This window comes from Mucilaginibacter sp. JRF (genome assembly GCF_015223065.1).
Lineage (GTDB): Bacteria > Bacteroidota > Bacteroidia > Sphingobacteriales > Sphingobacteriaceae > Mucilaginibacter.
Window position 1 is genome coordinate 403,183 of the sequence record NZ_JADFBY010000002.1, and the last position, 17,091, is coordinate 420,273.

15 protein-coding genes are annotated in these 17,091 nt (G+C 40.4%); 7 read left to right on the top strand and 8 right to left on the bottom strand.

The annotated features are described in order from the left end of the window. Positions 1-87 precede the first annotated feature (87 nt). Positions 88-1,245, top strand: a complete 1,158-nt coding sequence (locus IM792_RS07215) for a glycosyltransferase (RefSeq protein WP_194101157.1) — start codon at positions 88-90, stop codon at positions 1,243-1,245. Beyond that, positions 1,242-2,060 (top strand): galactosyltransferase-related protein, encoded by an 819-nt coding sequence (locus IM792_RS07220; protein WP_194101158.1) that lies wholly within the window; start codon positions 1,242-1,244, stop codon positions 2,058-2,060. The genes IM792_RS07215 and IM792_RS07220 overlap by 4 nt, the downstream gene beginning before the upstream one ends. Here IM792_RS07220 and IM792_RS07225 read toward each other — a convergent pair. From IM792_RS07225 to IM792_RS07245, 5 genes are all read right to left on the bottom strand, one after another. Next, complete coding sequence (locus IM792_RS07225) at positions 2,057-3,070, bottom strand: hypothetical protein (protein WP_194101159.1); 1,014 nt, start codon at positions 3,068-3,070, stop codon at positions 2,057-2,059. The two genes, IM792_RS07220 and IM792_RS07225, sit on opposite strands and share 4 nt — an antisense overlap. Before the next feature lie 40 nt (positions 3,071-3,110). Then, complete coding sequence (locus tag IM792_RS07230; protein ID WP_194101160.1) at positions 3,111-4,454, bottom strand: bifunctional PIG-L family deacetylase/class I SAM-dependent methyltransferase; 1,344 nt, start codon at positions 4,452-4,454, stop codon at positions 3,111-3,113. A gap of 3 nt (positions 4,455-4,457) precedes the next feature. Continuing rightward, positions 4,458-5,576 (bottom strand): acyl-CoA dehydrogenase, encoded by a 1,119-nt coding sequence (locus IM792_RS07235; RefSeq protein ID WP_194101161.1) that lies wholly within the window; start codon positions 5,574-5,576, stop codon positions 4,458-4,460. A 3-nt stretch (positions 5,577-5,579) separates the two neighbouring features. Then, positions 5,580-6,671: a glycosyltransferase family 4 protein gene (locus IM792_RS07240; protein ID WP_194101162.1), complete on the bottom strand. Its 1,092-nt coding sequence runs from the start codon at positions 6,669-6,671 to the stop codon at positions 5,580-5,582. 169 nt (positions 6,672-6,840) lie between these two features. Next, positions 6,841-7,035 carry a cold shock domain-containing protein gene (locus tag IM792_RS07245; protein ID WP_194101163.1) on the bottom strand — a complete coding sequence of 65 codons (195 nt, stop codon included), beginning with the start codon at positions 7,033-7,035 and terminating at the stop codon, positions 6,841-6,843. Between the two features lie 239 nt (positions 7,036-7,274). On the opposite strand from IM792_RS07245, the gene IM792_RS07250 reads away from it, so the two are divergent. From IM792_RS07250 to IM792_RS07260, 3 genes are all read left to right on the top strand, one after another. Beyond that, positions 7,275-8,075 carry an alpha/beta hydrolase gene (locus tag IM792_RS07250; RefSeq protein ID WP_194101164.1) on the top strand — a complete coding sequence of 267 codons (801 nt, stop codon included), beginning with the start codon at positions 7,275-7,277 and terminating at the stop codon, positions 8,073-8,075. After that, positions 8,076-9,542 carry a PAS domain-containing sensor histidine kinase gene (locus IM792_RS07255; protein WP_194101165.1) on the top strand — a complete coding sequence of 489 codons (1,467 nt, stop codon included), beginning with the start codon at positions 8,076-8,078 and terminating at the stop codon, positions 9,540-9,542. A 187-nt stretch (positions 9,543-9,729) separates the two neighbouring features. Beyond that, positions 9,730-10,950, top strand: a complete 1,221-nt coding sequence (locus tag IM792_RS07260) for a BamA/TamA family outer membrane protein (protein ID WP_194101166.1) — start codon at positions 9,730-9,732, stop codon at positions 10,948-10,950. Between the two features lie 8 nt (positions 10,951-10,958). On the opposite strand, the gene IM792_RS07265 is transcribed toward IM792_RS07260, so the two are convergent. From IM792_RS07265 to IM792_RS07275, 3 genes are all read right to left on the bottom strand, one after another. After that, positions 10,959-12,068: an AI-2E family transporter gene (locus IM792_RS07265; protein ID WP_194101167.1), complete on the bottom strand. Its 1,110-nt coding sequence runs from the start codon at positions 12,066-12,068 to the stop codon at positions 10,959-10,961. Between the two features lie 220 nt (positions 12,069-12,288). Then, entirely contained in the window at positions 12,289-13,581 is a 1,293-nt protein-coding gene (locus IM792_RS07270) for a paraquat-inducible protein A (RefSeq protein ID WP_194101168.1), read from the bottom strand. Then, positions 13,582-14,898 (bottom strand): paraquat-inducible protein A, encoded by a 1,317-nt coding sequence (locus tag IM792_RS07275; protein WP_228084973.1) that lies wholly within the window; start codon positions 14,896-14,898, stop codon positions 13,582-13,584. Between the two features lie 174 nt (positions 14,899-15,072). Here IM792_RS07275 and tal point away from each other — a divergent pair, with 174 nt between their 5' ends. Both tal and IM792_RS07285 read left to right on the top strand, forming a co-directional pair. Then, the gene (tal, locus tag IM792_RS07280; RefSeq protein ID WP_228084974.1) at positions 15,073-16,332 is read left to right on the top strand and encodes a transaldolase; all 1,260 of its coding nucleotides are present in this window, start codon (positions 15,073-15,075) and stop codon (positions 16,330-16,332) included. Between the two features lie 75 nt (positions 16,333-16,407). Then, positions 16,408-16,989, top strand: a complete 582-nt coding sequence (locus IM792_RS07285; RefSeq protein ID WP_194101169.1) for a hypothetical protein — start codon at positions 16,408-16,410, stop codon at positions 16,987-16,989. Positions 16,990-17,091: the final 102 nt, after the last annotated feature.

The following is a 17,091-nucleotide window of genomic DNA, read 5'->3' on the forward strand; positions in this document are numbered from 1 at the left end:
AATTGCATGCTTTCTCGATTAATATAAATGAGTGTTCAACATAGAAAACTTATTGTCGTATCAGGTGTTGTGTTTCAAAGATGATGTATGCAGCCTGTAAGTGCCTATAAACTAAATAATAAGCTGTATAAAGCGAAGCCTGAGAGCACTTTGCAGATAGCCGTTATCGTACCGGTAAAAAATGAAGAGGATGGCTTAATCCGTACTTTAGATGCTTTACGCAGGCAGGTGGACGAACATGGGAAGTCATTGCATTCCTCAATTTACGAGGTATTACTGCTTGCTAACAATTGTAATGATAATACCTACCTTTTTGCTGAAAGCTACCAGGCCAAGTATCCTGAATTTAATTTACACATCGCCCAAATTGATATTCCTGAACCGGATGCACACATTGGTACGGTAAGAAGATTGATGATGGATGAAGCGTATGAAAGATTCATATCTATCGGACATTTGTTTGGTATTATTGTTTCTACTGATGGAGATAGTGAAGTTGACAGTCAGTGGATACATTATATATTAATGGAAATGGCAAAAGGAAATGATGTAGTTGGGGGGCGGATTTTGCCGAGGGACACCCCGGCTTTATCAAAAATACACCATCTGCGCGATGTTAGTTACCGATATCATGTAAGCAGACTGGAATCTATATTAGATCCTTGTCATTCAGATCCATGGCCAAGGCATTTCCAATGTTACGGACCAAGTTTAGCTGTGACGTGCGATATCTATCATAAAGCAGGCCGTATCCCTGCTATTCCATATCTGGAAGACGAAGAATTCAGAAAAGCACTTTATCGAATAGATGCCAAAGTGCGAAAATCACCTTTGGTAAAAGTTTATACCTCCGCAAGGCTGATTGGCAAAGTGGATTTTGGATTTTCAGTTCAATTACAGCAATGGGGACTCATGACCCTGGAAAATCAGCAACAACAAGTAGAGCCGCTGATTTCGCTGATCAAAAAAACAACACTAAAAAACACACTTCGCCAACTTTGGAATATTAAGTCGGAGCTTTTGATAGACGACTCCAGATTGGAAGCTTCGAGTGCGGAGTTAATGCTGGATCTTCAATGGCTTTATGTGAACATAGAAAACTGCGGCTATTTCGGCGAACTATGGGAATTGATTGAAGAACAATTAGCTAAGGGTAATTGGCGAAAGTTAAACGCCCTGGAACCTATCACGCAGGTGATCAGTCACTTCAGGCAATACTTCTCGGCAATATCTTTAGCCTCATGAAAGGGATATCTGTCGTTGTTATTGTTCGTGAGAGATATGAGGCGCTTTGCCGCACCATGCAAGGATTGGCAGTTGGCCCAATGTTGCCGAATGAGTTGATTATCGTACATATGAATCAGGCTGCCTACTCATTGCCTAATATGCCCTTTCCAGTAAGGCAAATCAGTGTTTATTCCAACACAAATCTTCCTCTTGCTGCATCACGCAATGCAGGAATAGCCATTGCGCGACATAATAGAGTTGTTTTTCTCGATGTTGACTGCATCCCTGCAATGGAAATGTTAATGATATATGATCAACAGTGGGAAGATGACCAGCTGCTTTCGGGCCAGGTACGTTATTTAAGCGCAGGTTTTGGAAAAAACTTAATTACGCCCGAAAATCTGATGGCTCACAGTATTACTGATCCTATCCGATCAGGTTTGGTTAATATACCTTACGAGCTTTTTTGGTCGCTCAACTTTGGCTGCAGCAAAGTTTTGTTTACACGAATAGGTGGTTTTGATAAGCGGTTTAAAGGCTATGGCGGTGAAGATACTGACTTTGCTTTTGAAGCGCGCAAAAACAATGTGCAAATAAAAAACGTTCCTGCCATTGCTTATCATCAATATCATTCCAGCTACTCACCACCACTAAATCATCTTTCCGATATTATAACAAACGCTAACCTCTTCTATAGTAAATGGCAAATCTGGCCAATGGATGGATGGCTTATGAAATTTAAAGAAGCAGGTTTGATATATTGGGAGAATAATTTGCTTAAACTACTGCGAACACCGGATGAAAGCGAATTACAGAACTCAATGAACATCTAAATTTTTGATCTAAAAACCTTATTCGCCAATTCATCTATAACTATGGATATTTGTGAGAGCGCCTGTTCAGTAATCATTCCTTGCCAATCAGGCAAGTTGTTGCCGACTTGGTACAATAATGTATTCCAATCAGTTGTAAACAGATCTGCAGGTAGCACAACTGGAATGTTATAGTATTGTTTGATAAGTTGTGCTTTTTGTAGTTGCTCATCAAACGGACGTTTTTCCGGAATACATATAAATGCTTTTTTCAGGTCTGCTATTTCCATTACGGTGTTGTGACCGGCGTTGCCAATTACAGTGTTGCATAGTTCTAATACCATTCCCGGATCATTACTGCTACCGTGAAATGTGATATTTTCAAATGTTAATTTATTAGAAGGCAGTTCTCCAATAATATGAAAATGATAAAGAGGACAATTTTTTGCGAGATATTCAATAAAAGTTATATTAATGCTTGTACCTCCTTTACCTGTCATTACCGCTACCTGAGAGATATTATCCATTTTAGAAACTATAGTCTCAGCGGTGGTGAACTTTGAAAAACCACCCGAAAAAAAAGTTTTCTGATCCACCCATGGTAAACATTCTGAACTTAGTTTTGCAGCGTAAGGTGCCAATAACAGGGAGGCGCTTTGATAAGCCGCTAAGTGGGCGGGATCGTTGCGTTTACCGTGTTGGCGCACTATAATAGTTGGTATGCCGGACAAACGTGCAAACAACGCTATCTCAACAGAAACATCAATCACTAAAAGCATAGGGTACGAGACTACAAAGAAATCGCTTAGGATTTGATTACGAAGTCGGATACCGGCAATGTTCAGTGGTGCATAGTGAAAGCTGTCAATGGTACTTATCTCGTCCCATACCACGTCATCCAATCCCGGAATGTCGGGAGGGAGATGAATGCACCTGATTGTAGAGGGTATATTATGTTCATATTCCCTTAAACCACTCCCCAAAAAGGTCACTGCAACATTTAAGTGCGGAGCTATAGCCAGTGCGCGCATCAGGTGTCCTGAGCCGTGATGATGGATATAAAATGCGACGTTATATAGCATTGGCAGATTTGCTAAATACATTTAGCCTGTAGTCATTAGTGCGCTTAAATGAAATCGGACTAAACGCACCATCGTTAATAAATACCTGGTGTACCTGATCGCCCGTTAATGGATAATCAATTACATAATGTATCCAATGCACCATGATCAGCGTGCCATCAGGGAGCAAGCTTTCGTAGATTTTTTGTTTAGTGGCCAGCAAATCTTCCATGGAGAGATAGTAACCTACCTCGCTCAGCACAACTAAATCATATTTGCCATCGGGATAGCTATCAGGTATAGCGGCCAGCCTGAAATGAACATGTGGATGGTTTTTCAGACGTTCTTTGGCAATATCCAACGCCGTTTCGCTAATATCTATTGATAATAACTGATCGCACTTTGTGCAAAGCAATGCTGTTAGTACCCCGATGGAACAACCAATCTCGAGGGCATTTTTGTAAACTGGTTGGGATAAATAGGTGATAGTCGCTTGGTACTTTTCTTGTTCATATTCACTGGCTTCAAAGTTCCAGGGATCACGATTTTGATCATAAAGACGTCGAAAATAATCAGCGGGTAGTGTATGCTCTTTTCTAAGGCTTTTTCGCTCCATGAAGTATTCTTTGCCGGTCAGGAAATTGTTGATCATTTCCTGACTTAGCATGAACCCATCAGGATCATCACTAATTAAATTGCTTACTTGTGAGCGATGGGAGGCAATCGCCTGACGTTTTATTTCCAAAGCGGCTGTAATATCGATAAACAATAACTCACCGGTCTGCAACTTTGGAAGGTCATCCACAACAGCATTTTGATATAGCCATATCGGGTACTCCCAAACTGTGATCCCGTTGTGTTCAACCTCTTTTAATGCTGCGTTCAAAATCTGCCAGGTAGCCCGATGGTCGCGATGTGGGTCCAATTCATAGGGAACCACATAAAGCTGCGGATTTACGGTGTCAATGATGTCAATTAACCTACTACTGAATTGAGAAAAACCTTCATCATGTTTTCCAGGCAGAGCAGTATCTATCCCGTTTAGAAAGTGAATATGATCGTCAGGTATTTGCAACAAGCTTAGCGCACACTTAGTCTCCGCTTTACGTAAAGCGATACGTGCAGCTTCCGGATATTGTTTGGAATTAGGATGAGATTGACTACCATCAGTAGTTACCACAATGGTTATCCGACAGCCTTGCTGACGTAGCAAGGCTATCAGTCCGGCGCAGCCTAAAGATTCATCGTCCGGATGTGGTGCAAGTATTAAACAGCTATTGATATTGCTTAAAAAAACAGTGTCGGCCTCTATTGCGCTGTCCCAAAAGGCAATTTTATCAAATGGATTTGCCATATTTTAATTATAAAGGTTGATTAAATAATCGGCAATAGCCAGGCGGGTCGCATCGGGCGCAGGCTGACGGAGATAAAAGGTCAGGTCCCGATTTAGAAGTTCAAGCGGTGACGGAGCCATCAATCCTCTTGCTCCTACACATACGTTGCTTGATTGCATAACCCTTAAACCAATATCTTCAATTACTGTACGGGTCATATTGGCAAAGGCGATCAGTTGATCAGCATATTCCATATCATCTACCCATTTATCAAAGTTAATCCCTGCTTGTTGCAACCACAGCTTTCCTGTAGTTATATCCATTAACATGGCGGCTATTCGCGCCTTTTGAAACAGATCTCCGGTACGATCCATCTTCTCAAGATACTTCAGTGTATGATGCAAAATTGCTTCGGCACCACCAAATTGTACTGCCGCAAACCGAATTGCCCCTCCGTTAAAATAAGGTTGTTTAAGGTAATCTCCCGGTAATCCCAACAACTCATTTTCCGAAACGTGATATCCTGTAAAGTCTGTCGTGAAGCTTCCTGAAGCTTTCATACCCATGGTTTGCCAACTGTTTCGGTCAACCTGATCAGCGCCAACTTTACTCATATCCAAAATCATCATTTGCCAACCATTTCGATCGGAGTTAGCTATATTTCCGGTAACTAACGCATGGGTAACGATAGATACACCGGAACAAAATGTTTTTTCACCATATAAGGTCAAACCTTGTCCCTGATTTTTAAAATCTATACCATTTTTAGCTTGGGTATTCCATACGCCGAACAGCGCTTGCTCGTGGATAACCGCATTATACCATATTAGCTTTTGCGTTTCCGTTGCATATAGGTATATAAGGTAAAGGGCATTAATATGTCCCTCGTAAATTCGGCCAACAGAAAGGTTTGACATACCAATCCTTTTCAGAAGATCCAGAAGAGCCGCTGTGTTGGGATGGGCAAAGTCAAGAGCTTCTCCTGGTAAAACTACCTTTAGGGCCCCGCATTCAGCCAGCCATCTGAATTCAGCTACAGGTGCAGATAGCGGATCATCGATATTTGAAGCGTTTGCGGCGATACGTTCAAGGCAAACATCCAGGCCTTGTAGTTTGATACTGGATGCTTTTTGGTTTTGCATAGGCTAAGCATTAGTGTTTACAGACAAACGATCCGCTATCAATGATTCCAGGAAATTTTCGTAATGCGTTAGCATATCATCAATATTTAGCTTTGCTTCAGCATGCTCCCTTATTTTTTGACGGTTCATAGTGATTGCCTGGCGGATCGCTTTGGCCAGATCATTAGCGTCATGTGTATTAACTAACAATCCGGTTTCATTTGTTATAATCTCTGGTAGCGCACCAGCTTTTACGCCGGCTATCGGGGTTCCGCAAGCCATTGCTTCAGCTGCAACCAGTCCAAAAGGCTCCTGCCATACCGGTGTTATCAGGCAAACCTGTGCTTCACCAATCAATTTGTTCAGCTGCTGATGATTCAAAAGACCCAGCATCTCAGTATTCTCATCAAGCAGCGGCTCTATAATTTCTTTATAATATTTCTTATCGCCGATAGCACCGGCAACTTTTAACGGAATTCCTGCCAGCTTAGCTGCACGGATAGCCAGATCAAGTCCTTTATCTGGATGAATCCGCCCAAACCAGACAGCATAATTTTTTTGCAGGCCAGCTGGGTAAAAAGACCATTTATTAAGGTCAATACCATTATGAATGAATGGGCAATCTGGTACAAAATCCCTCCAACTGTTTGCGTTAGATCGGGAAACAGTTACGTATGCGATATTTTTAAAATCCTGTTCGGCCCTGACAGCCAGCTTAAGTTCATAAAAAGGCGGGGTATGCAATACCATGACCATTGGACTTCGGATTACGCCGGCCATCATGACAGGCACATAGTGTAAACTATTATTGAATATCACATCCAGGTTCATTCTATCTATTTCCGTCATCAGTTGATAATATGCATGATGCTCGGCAATATATTCAGAACTCAAATCCGGTTTCTTTATACGTTCTCCGGACATTGGATCATATGAAATATCATTAAGAATTGGATATAAGGTACCACCTGCCTCAGAAGATGAACTGGCGAATAATATTATCTCGTGGCCACGTTCCGTCAAACGATGGCTGATCTCATAAGTAAAAGCTTCGAGCCCACCGGCAAAGGGTGCCTTAATAGGGTGTTTCAGATGAGCAATTATGCCAATTTTCATAAGTTGAAGGGAGGAATGATTTAAATCGGCTTTATTGCGTTCTCAATTTTAACAAGAGGATATTAAGTTTGTTTGATGCAAGCGCTTGACTGAGCAATCAAAAGATAGAAAGCAAAAAAAAGCATCCGCTTTTTATGCGAATGCTTTTACGATATTTTATAGTAGTGTATTATATTACTTTTACATTGATCGCATTAAGGCCTTTTTTGCCTTCTTCTACATCGTATTCTACCTGATCGTTTTCACGGATCTCATCAATAAGTCCTGTAGCGTGAACGAATATTTCGCTCCTGTTGTCATTTTGCGAAATAAATCCAAAACCTTTTTGGGTATTGAAAAATTTCACTGTTCCTTCTTTTTGCATTTTATTTATTTTAATAAGTGTGCAAGGTAGATATAATATATGGTTAATTTTCTTTTTGGTAAAAATATATAACAATTAATTAACTGTTGATTTTTGATAATATCCGATTTTCATGGTATGAAAGAAAAAAGATAAATATGACATTGATGAAATTGCCTAAAATATGCAAGCTGTTGTAACACGGTCGATGATATATCAATTTGTAAAATAAAACGTACCTTGTGAGTTCAACCCTTGTTATGGAATCCATTATCAAAAGAAATAACGTTAAAGTGATTGGTAATGGTGACCAAGTCATCTTATTCGCTCACGGTTTTGGCTGTGATCAGAATGCATGGAAGTTTGTAATTAATGCTTTTACCGATGATTACAAAGTAGTCCTCTTTGATTACACCGGTTCTGGCCGATCTGATATATTACAATATAATGCAGTTAAATACAGTAAACTGGATGGATATACGCAGGATATATTGGATATATGCGAGGCCCTCGAATTAAAGGATATCGTTTTTGTAGGTCATTCAGTCAGCAGCATAATAGGTATTCTGGCAGCAATACAGCATCCAAAGTATTTCTCTAAGTTGGTTTTGATAGGCCCTTCGCCGCGCTACCTGAATGCCGAGAACTATACCGGTGGGTTTGAACAGCAGGATCTGGAAGGGCTTTTTGAATTTATGGAGAGCAATTACCTGGGTTGGTCAAGCGCAATGGCACCTGTAATTATTGGTAATTCTGACAGGCCTGAGCTGGGCGAATTCCTGACAAGCAGCTTTTGTTCGACTAACCCGGATGTGGCGAGAGATTTTGCAAGGGTAACCTTTATGTCTGATAATCGTGCCGATCTGTCTAAGCTTACGGTTAGCAGCTTAACACTGCAATGTTCGGATGATATACTTGCGCCTTTAACCGTTGGCGAATATGTGCACCTGCATACACCTGGTAATAAATTTGTTCAGCTTGCAGCCACCGGGCATTGTCCTCATATCAGCGAACCGGAAGAAACTATTTCCGCAATCCGCTCCTATATTCAGCAAAATTAGATGGAAGGCCAAGCCATCATCGATTTGGAAGAGCTATACCAGCAGGCTCCCTGTGGTTATTTCTCACTCTCGCCTTCCGGAAATATCATCAAGATCAATCAAACATTATTAGGATGGCTTGGGTATGAGCTGAATGAACTGCACGGTAAAAAATTTTCGGGACTTTTGTCTAAGGGTGGGCAAATGCATTTCGAAATGTTCTTTTGGCCGATGGCTGCTGTGAATAGGGGGGTAAGAGAACTTAGCTATGAGGTACTGAAAAAAGACGGGGTTATTTTGCCGGTGTTGTTGAATGCCTCTGCAAAATTAGATGAAGCAAACCGGCTGTTGGCTATTAATGTAGTGCTGACCGATATTACCGAACGAAAGACTTTTGAAAAAGAATTACTACTGTCAAAAAAGACATCTGAAAGAGAACAGAAACGCTTGCAGTTCATGGCTGACCTCGTACCCGAGATTATTTGGACAGCTACACCCGATGGTTACGTTGATTATGTAAACGCGCGTTTTTGCCAGTATTTTGATTGTAACGGGCAAGACACCCGTGTTTCATTTATCATGTCGAAAGTTCATCCTGATGATCGCAGGGCATTGTCAAGGGATTGGCGTGAAAGTTTGATCAGCGGTGAATCTTTTGAAAAAAGGATCAGGCTGATTGATAAAGCCGGCATTTATGAATGGCATCTGCTGAAAGCAGCATTGTTTCTGGACGAAGAAGGTAATCTCACTAACTGGTTCGGTTCCTGCGCTAATATTAATGAACATGTGCAGGATATGAAAAAAAAGGATGAATTTATTAATATTGCCAGCCACGAGCTAAAAACGCCCATTACCAGTTTGAAAGCGCTGCTGCAGTTGCTTGATCGGATGAAAGGCGATCTGACCAATAAAATGGCTCCCGGTTTGATTGAAAAAAGCAATCGCAATGTGAACCGGATTAGTGAGCTGGTTACTGATCTTTTGAGTGCCAGCCAGTTCAATGATGGTCAACTCCGCTTAAACAAAACAGAAGTCAATCTTGCAGAACTTATCGGTGATTATGTACATCATATCCGTATTGATCAGAAATACGAAATAATAACTGAAGGAGAAGGCGTTACCGTAATAGCCGATGAGGGGCGTATAGAACAGGTTTTAAGTAACCTGATAACTAATGCCATTAAATACGCACCAGAAAGTAATGTGATCAGGATCAGACTAACTCGGACATTGGAGTTTGCGCTGGTAGAAATTATTGACGAAGGGCCTGGTATTACGCCCGAAAAATTGCCTCATTTATTTGACCGGTATTACCAGGTAAGCAATACAGGCAGTCTTTATTCCGGGTTAGGGTTGGGCTTGTATATCTGTGCCGAAATTATTAAAAAACATCGTGGCGAAATAGGCGCTAAAAGCGTATTAGGAGAAGGAAGTACTTTTTGGTTCACGCTGCCTTTTAATCCATCAATAGCAAGACGTCAATCTTAAACTTATTTACTCTGTTAACTTTCGCGGTAAAGACGTTCTCAATCATCATCACTTCAAAGTCATAACGTTTCAAAATAGAACAAATCTAATTGTAAGCGGTTCGTATAATATCATATTCGACCCGAATCTGATTCGGGATTACTTTCCAGCTTCTGATACGCTACTATTTCCATTTACTCATTTCATTATGCGCAATATAATTTTTACCATCATGTGTGTTTTGCCTGTTATTGCTATGGGGCAAACAGCCAATTCGATTATCCCCGATACGGTTTCTAAACAAGATACTGCACAGCAGACCGACTTATTGGACGTTGCCAAATCACTGTTTAACATTAACTCCAAACCAGCTAAACCAAAGCGGGGCAAAAAACTTTATTTTTCGTTAATCCCCTTTGGAGGAAATGTTCCCGGCGCTAATGGCAGGGCCTTAATGACCAGTACAACCGCGAGTATTTATTTCGGGCCAATGGAAACCACCACGGCTTCCACAGCTACATTTGCCCCTTACTGGAATTTAAAAGGGCGATTTGGTTTGCCGTTACGCACCAGTATCTGGTTAGCAGGAAATTCCTGGACAATTCAAGGTGATACCCGTTTTTTACACTATCCGCAGCTAACGTGGGGGCTGGGAAGCGCTAATAAAATTGATGAAAATACTTTGGTAAATTATAATTACATACGTTTTTATCAAAGTGCTTTAAAACAGCTGAGGCCTTATCTTTTTGCGGGTTTTGGTTACAATCTTGATTTTCACTCCAATATAAAAAGTGATGATCAGAATGTTGATCTCTCACAATTTACCAATTACGCTTATGGTACTAATGGCAGTTCCGTGTCGTCAGGCGTAGCATTTAATGTATTATATGATACCCGCAACAATACAGTCAACCCTTTACCGGGAGCTTATGCTAACATCATATATCGCGTTAATCCGAAATTTTTAGGCAGTAATCAAAACTGGACTTCCTTGTATATTGATGTTCGTAAATACGTTCCGGTGAATCCTGAGCGGCCTTTACAGCAAAACACTTTGGCTTTCTGGTCTTATTTATGGACGGCTTTTAATGGCAATGCGCCCTTCCTCGATCTGCCAAGTATTGGTTGGGACCCATATAACCGCTCAGGCCGTGGAATTGACCAGAATCGTTATCGTGGCCGTACGTTATTTTATTTAGAAAGCGAATATCGTCGTGACATCACACGCAACGGATTATTGGGTTTTGTGGTATTTGCCAATGCCAATACGGTAAGTGGTTCAGGCAGTTTGTTTAAATCCTGGCATCCCGCTGCAGGTACCGGGTTACGCATAAAGTTCAGCAAAGCTTCAGGCACCAACATTGGTATTGATTATGGTGTGAGTAAGGGTTACAGTGCCATATTGCTCAATTTGGGCGAAGCGTTTTAACTTACCAGCTATGAATGATTAAGTGCAGGTTTTCTTTTCAATGGATTTTTCCACAGATCACCTTTGTGCTGTGTGGGTATATTGTCGCCCAGTAACTTGCCCCAGGGCTTAAGGCCATCAATGCGGTCAAAAATAATTTTAAGAACGGCCACAAAAGGGATAGACAGAAACATGCCCGGTAGTCCCCACAATTGATTGCCTAACAAAACAATGATGATAGACATCAGCGCGTTTATTTGTACCTTGGAGGATACTATTCGGGGGACTAAAATATTATTATCGATAAACTGAATGACAATGTAGGCGCCTATTACACCTAACTGGGTGGCAAAGCCGTCTTTAGTAACAGTAGCCATCAGCACAGGCAAAGCAATTGCTATGATCCCTCCTAAATAAGGTATCAGGTTTAAGATAGCACCTAAAGTTCCGATCAGCACAGCGTATTTTACCCCCAGTAGCAGCAAGGCTATCGAATTCATTACGGCAACAATCAATGTTTCGATAAGAAGACCGACAATGTAGCTTTGAATGGCTGATTTAGTTTCTGCCAATACCTCACTTACTTTCTTAGAATTTTCTTCAGCAAATACCTCGTAAATAAAATTCAGCAAAAGCGTTTTATAAAACAGGATAAAAAATACATAGACAGGTATCAACACTACTACAGCAAATACGCCTAACACACCATTCAGTGTCTTGCCAACCATAGATTGGCTGCTATCCAGCGCATTCTTTATCATGGTATCCTGTTTGGTTTCATTGACGCCGAACTGAGCCGTGACCCAGTGTTTGGTTTCCAGTAATATCTCTGCAAACTTTTGTTTGAGCATGGGCAAAGAATCACCAAATTGTGCTATTTGACTGGATAAGAAATAAAACAGTGCAACTACTAAAATAGTCGCCAAAACCATTGTAGCCAATATAGATACTATCCGCCCTGCACGCCAGCGTTGCAAGCGATTGACCACCGGGTTTAATAAGATCGCGAGAAATACCGCGAAAGCCATCGGTATCAGAATATCTGCCAGTGTAAATAAAGTATAAACGATGAGAATAATACCAAACAAGACGGCAGTTGCCTGTAAATAAAAAGGCTGATCTTTTATTTTGAGTTGCATACTGTAGCAATTAGGGAGTGTTATTTTGTAACAAAAAAGTTGCGAAATTGTTCTATACCTCGTTCTTTATGTTTACACATTAGGTAACGGCTCGCCCGTTCATTACACTTGAACTAATCACCTGCTTGTGAAGGGAAAATCAGAGAATCATGACCTCTACGGTGAATGATTATAAGCATTACGTTCCGAAAAGACTTTACTTGATCAATTCTCAATATAATCAGAGTTGATCATGGGGCGAAACCTGTTTGAAAATTTGGGAAAGTAAAGCCGAAAATAAGACGTAACCGGCAAAAATATAGAAACCCGCTTGCAATGATGTGCCATTATTGGTTACTACTTTTAATGAGTTATCGTGAATGTTAAGCGCAGATAACTGGCTTTTTAGAATCCCGTTCAACCCGATATAGGTCATCAGCATACCAACGACCATTACATCTGCCATATCCCATTTATGCAGTTCAAAAGTAAAGTAACGTATAACGTTATGCTGTGCAATGTTTTTTGGGCTTAACACATAAATACCCTTTGCAATTAATCTTAATAGTGGCAGAATCAGAATAAATAGCAGGATTAGTGCACCGACCACTATGGTATCAGGTTTTGATTGAGATAAGAGTGTGCCTACAATTCCCATGACGCTCTTATTCTGGTAAAATAACACCTGATTTTGGAAAAGTACTTCTTCTCCAAGTAGTTTCAGTTCGAGCGATTGGATGCGGGCGTCCACTTCAATTACCGGTACAACGGTACCTGTTATTAATAGCAGCAAAGCAAATAGCAGCGCGAAAATAAATAATGTGACTTGCAACTTTACGTATTTACGCAATATCCACCATAGCGCTAAAGCAGCTGTTATGCTTCCTGCTAAACCGTACACATAACGCAATAATATTATATCAATTTGCTCGAGTTTTTGATTAACTCGCTTATTGAAAGTAATTGGGTCATTTACCTGATATTTTTTGTAAATGTATTGGGTTACGGCATAATTTGCTATCCTTACACTATCATATATCTGCCCGGTTAGCTGATCAAGTTTACTACCGGCAATACGCTTCAGCCGGCGTTCACTTTTCGGGCTGGCTATTTTCGCTACGATAGTGTTGGCGAAAGGTCGAACCTGCGCTTGTAACTCTGCCGAATCAATCAGTGCGTTAAAAGCCATTTTTTTTAGCTTTCCACCTAAGCTTTTTTGGGGGCGGTTAATTTCACTAACTGTTTTCTTGACCAGCACGTGCATTTCGTTTTCTACGGTTTTCTGCAGATCTTTTCTATGCGAAGGAGTTATATGAAATTCTTGAAGCTGATGTTTAATTACATCCGCAATACGGTCTTGCCAGGCGTCTATTGAAAACAGACCAAGGCTCACACTGTTGGAAAGGCTGTAATCTTCTTTGATCTTTTCGCGTTCAGCGGAAAGCTGATCGATACGCCATGCTGAAAACACACCGCCAGCCAGCAACATGCTAAGCCCTATCAATAAACCTATGGTATAAAACGAATACTTCATTTAATGAGCGTCATAAGGTTTTATATACTTTAATATGGTCGACAATATCAGGCCGTAGAGTACGAAGCTGATGAATACGATATAGCCGGGTTGAAGCGCAGTATTGTTTGTTGATATAAGTGTCAGATCCTGAGAACGGATATTCAGCAACGCTAATTGAGTGCTCAGCAAACCATTTAATCCAATGTACGTCATAAGTATAGCTATGACGATCACGTCCGCCATACTCCATTTTCCTGACTGAAAAGCAAAGAATTTAATAATCCGGTTTTCTGCTAAAGTTTTTCGGCCCAACAAATATACTCCTGTAGAACTCAGTTTAAGAACCGGAAACAGCACACTGAAAGACAAAATCAATATTCCCACCGCTATTGAGTCGAATTCCGGTTGCTTTATCAAAACTTTTACTACGCCTAAAATACTTTTAGTTTCGTAGAATAATACCTGGTCTTTAAAAACTACATGTTCACCAAGCAAAACAAAATCCAGGGTACTAATCCGGCAGTCTACTTCGATCATTGACGCGCTTAATCCGACACCCAACAAGATAAATGCAAAGAGGAGAGAAAGAATAAAAAGCGTAGGGTGCAGCTGCACGTTTTTACGAAGAACCCACCATAAACCCAGCACGAAAACTATGCAGGCCAACATTAAAAAGCAGTATCGATACATCTCTGTCCGAATGTTTGCCAATAATGTATCCAGCTTTAAGTTAAGTGCAGTTTTCGATCCAACCTTATATTTATGATACATTTCATTGAACATCTTATGATTTGCCCGTAAAGCACTGTCTATGGGGCGTGCCTGTTGGAAATCAGTTAGTTTGTTCATGGCAAGGTCGCTCAATTTATTTTTTTGATGAGGATTGTCCGCTTTAGCGATGATGGTCTTTGCCATCGCCGGTACCTGGGCTTTGATCTTATCAGTATTAACAAATGTTTTTACCGCCAGCTTGCGAATTTTACCTATAAGGCTTTCAGGCTTTTTATCCACCATAGCTTCAGCTTTATTGATTAGCGCGTAAAGCACTTCCTCAATTTCAGTCTGAAGTTCTTTTTTTTGCGTTTTGGTAAGCTTAAAGTGTTTGACCTGGCGGTTGATTATTCCGGCAATTTCATCCTGCCACTGATCGACCGACAATAAACCATAGGTGATACTATTGATCTCAGAATGATCAGCCTTAATTGCCTCTTGCTTCGCTGATAAGTCCTGCAAACGGTATCCGAAAAAGCATTCTGCGATCAACAATAACATTAAGCCCGTAATTAGTATAATCCTGGCAGCAGGCGAATGGGAAGTATCAGGAGTAGTGCTCAAGGAAGTTGAAGTTGATGAGTGTATTAACCCAAATGCAGTGGGATTGTTTATATCTTCAAAAGGTTAAATGCAAATTAAATTATTACGACAGTATTTTAATTATAAATTGAAACATTTGGTCTGTCTTATAGTTATAAATATATCTCCTCTAATCAGGTTACTACACACAAATTATTGGTCGGCTTAAAACAAACTGCTGAGACCAATGGCATTGTGCCGGAATGCACTATTCAAATTCAAAAAATAAAAAGTATTATAATGGAAAAGACTAATCAGCATAATGATTTAATCGAATCATCTCCAGACCTTTTAAATAATGTACAGCGTTTAAATAAGGTTAAGCAAATACATAACAAATTCAGGCAAAGTATATGGCTGGACTTTATTGACCGGCAAATTATGAACTCGGGTAAGCTAAAGCAGTTAATTGATGAGGATGGTATACGTGGAGTTACATCAAATCCGGCAATTTTTGAGCAAGCAATATCTTCAAGTGAAGACTATGATGCCGATATTTTGCATATGGCCAAAACGGACATTGATCCCGACAATATTTTTTTTAGTCTCGCTATTAAAGATATTCAACAGGCCGCTGATTTGTTCTCACACGTTTATAATGAGGAAGTAAGTGGTGCTGATGGTTATGTAAGTTTAGAGGTATCTCCAATGTTTGCAATGGACGAAGATGCTACTATAAGACAGGCGCGGGAGCTATGGGAAAAGGTTGATCGTAGAAACGTAATGATCAAGATTCCCGGAACTTTGCCTTGTATTCCGGCCATACGTACTGCAATTGGTGAAGGTATTAATATAAATGTAACGCTGTTATTTGGCCTTGAACGCTACGAAGCTGTTGCGCTTGCCTACATCGAAGGATTGGAAAATCGTTTGGCCTCTGGTCAGTCCATCAGTCAGATTGCATCCGTAGCAAGTTTTTTTTTAAGCCGAATTGATTTACATATTGATCCAATTTTAGAAGAAAAGAATCTTAATGAACTGAAAGGCGAAGCGGCGATCGCTGCTGCTAAATCTGCTTATAATTTATATAAGCAGTTATTCAGCGGTGACCGTTGGCAAAGGTTAGCCAGCGCAGGCGCCAAACCGCAGCGCTTATTATGGGCCAGTACAGGCAATAAAAATCCGGCTTACCGGGATACAAGATATATTGAGGAATTAATAGGAGAGAATACAGTTAATACAGCCCCTTTAAACACAATTGATGCTTTTAGAGATCATGGATCAGCGGAAGCGAAATTAGAAAAAGGACAGGATCACGCGCAGCGTGTTCTACAGATGCTTGACAATAACGGAATTGATATGCAAGAAGTAGCACTTCAACTTGAAAAAGAGGGTATTCAAAAGTTCGAAGAGCCTTACAAGAAACTAATGGCCGCTATCACGCAAAAAATCAGTGATAAAAAAAACTCCATGTAAATTATAAGCCATACTTAAACAATCTAGGCTCGAATATGGCATGTATTAACCAATACTTAATAAAAACAATAACAAATGAAAAAATTTACTTTAATTACAGCCTTTGCACTAACAGCTTTGAGCTTTTCCGCTAACGCGCAAATTCAAAAGGGAAATGTATTTGTGGGCGGCAATTTTGCCAACCTTAATCTGGGGTTAGATGATTCTAAGATATTTAGTATTGACGTAACACCAAAAGCGGCGTGGTTTATTCAAGACAACATTGCAGTTGGCGGTTATTTGAATTTCGGATTGCAAACTGCTAAAGAAAGCAGCACCACTACCACTTATGGCATAGGCGCATTAGGCCGCTATTATACTGGGAAAGATGTTGAAGTACTTCGCCACGGAAGAATCTTCGCAGAAGGTACAGTTGGAATAGGAGGTATTAACGTTACAGATGGTGGCGGTCATACCAACGGCTTAAATTTTGGATTTGGACCAGGATTCGCATACTTTATTACACCCAATATAGGGTTAGAAACTTTGCTGAAATATAATGGTACTACCGGTTTTGGTAACGCCGGTTATCAAAGCAATCTGAATTTATCATTTGGATTACAGATTTACTTACCCGGTAAAAGTACTGCCAACAAAGTGATGGGGGATGTAAAATAATTTAATATCAAAGCCTTTGATGGATGTCTATCGTGTAATGATCACGATAGACATTTTTTTCGTCCTGAGTAATTTACAAAATTTGCTTTTTGCAGATTATTC

Excerpts from the sequence above, each read along its gene's own strand:
- IM792_RS07255 (WP_194101165.1), top strand. The coding sequence starts at position 8,076 with ATGGAAGGCCAAGCCATCATCGATTTGGAAGAGCTATACCAGCAGGCT.
- IM792_RS07250 (WP_194101164.1), top strand. The coding sequence starts at position 7,275 with ATGGAATCCATTATCAAAAGAAATAACGTTAAAGTGATTGGTAATGGT.
- IM792_RS07225 (WP_194101159.1), bottom strand. The coding sequence starts at position 3,070 with ATGCGCGCACTGGCTATAGCTCCGCACTTAAATGTTGCAGTGACCTTT.
- IM792_RS07215 (WP_194101157.1), top strand. The coding sequence starts at position 88 with ATGCAGCCTGTAAGTGCCTATAAACTAAATAATAAGCTGTATAAAGCG.
- IM792_RS07230 (WP_194101160.1), bottom strand. The coding sequence starts at position 4,454 with ATGGCAAATCCATTTGATAAAATTGCCTTTTGGGACAGCGCAATAGAG.
- IM792_RS07235 (WP_194101161.1), bottom strand. The coding sequence starts at position 5,576 with ATGCAAAACCAAAAAGCATCCAGTATCAAACTACAAGGCCTGGATGTT.
- IM792_RS07260 (WP_194101166.1), top strand. The coding sequence starts at position 9,730 with ATGCGCAATATAATTTTTACCATCATGTGTGTTTTGCCTGTTATTGCT.
- IM792_RS07240 (WP_194101162.1), bottom strand. The coding sequence starts at position 6,671 with ATGAAAATTGGCATAATTGCTCATCTGAAACACCCTATTAAGGCACCC.
- IM792_RS07270 (WP_194101168.1), bottom strand. The coding sequence starts at position 13,581 with ATGAAGTATTCGTTTTATACCATAGGTTTATTGATAGGGCTTAGCATG.
- IM792_RS07245 (WP_194101163.1), bottom strand. The coding sequence starts at position 7,035 with ATGCAAAAAGAAGGAACAGTGAAATTTTTCAATACCCAAAAAGGTTTT.
- IM792_RS07285 (WP_194101169.1), top strand. The coding sequence starts at position 16,408 with ATGAAAAAATTTACTTTAATTACAGCCTTTGCACTAACAGCTTTGAGC.
- IM792_RS07220 (WP_194101158.1), top strand. The coding sequence starts at position 1,242 with ATGAAAGGGATATCTGTCGTTGTTATTGTTCGTGAGAGATATGAGGCG.
- IM792_RS07265 (WP_194101167.1), bottom strand. The coding sequence starts at position 12,068 with ATGCAACTCAAAATAAAAGATCAGCCTTTTTATTTACAGGCAACTGCC.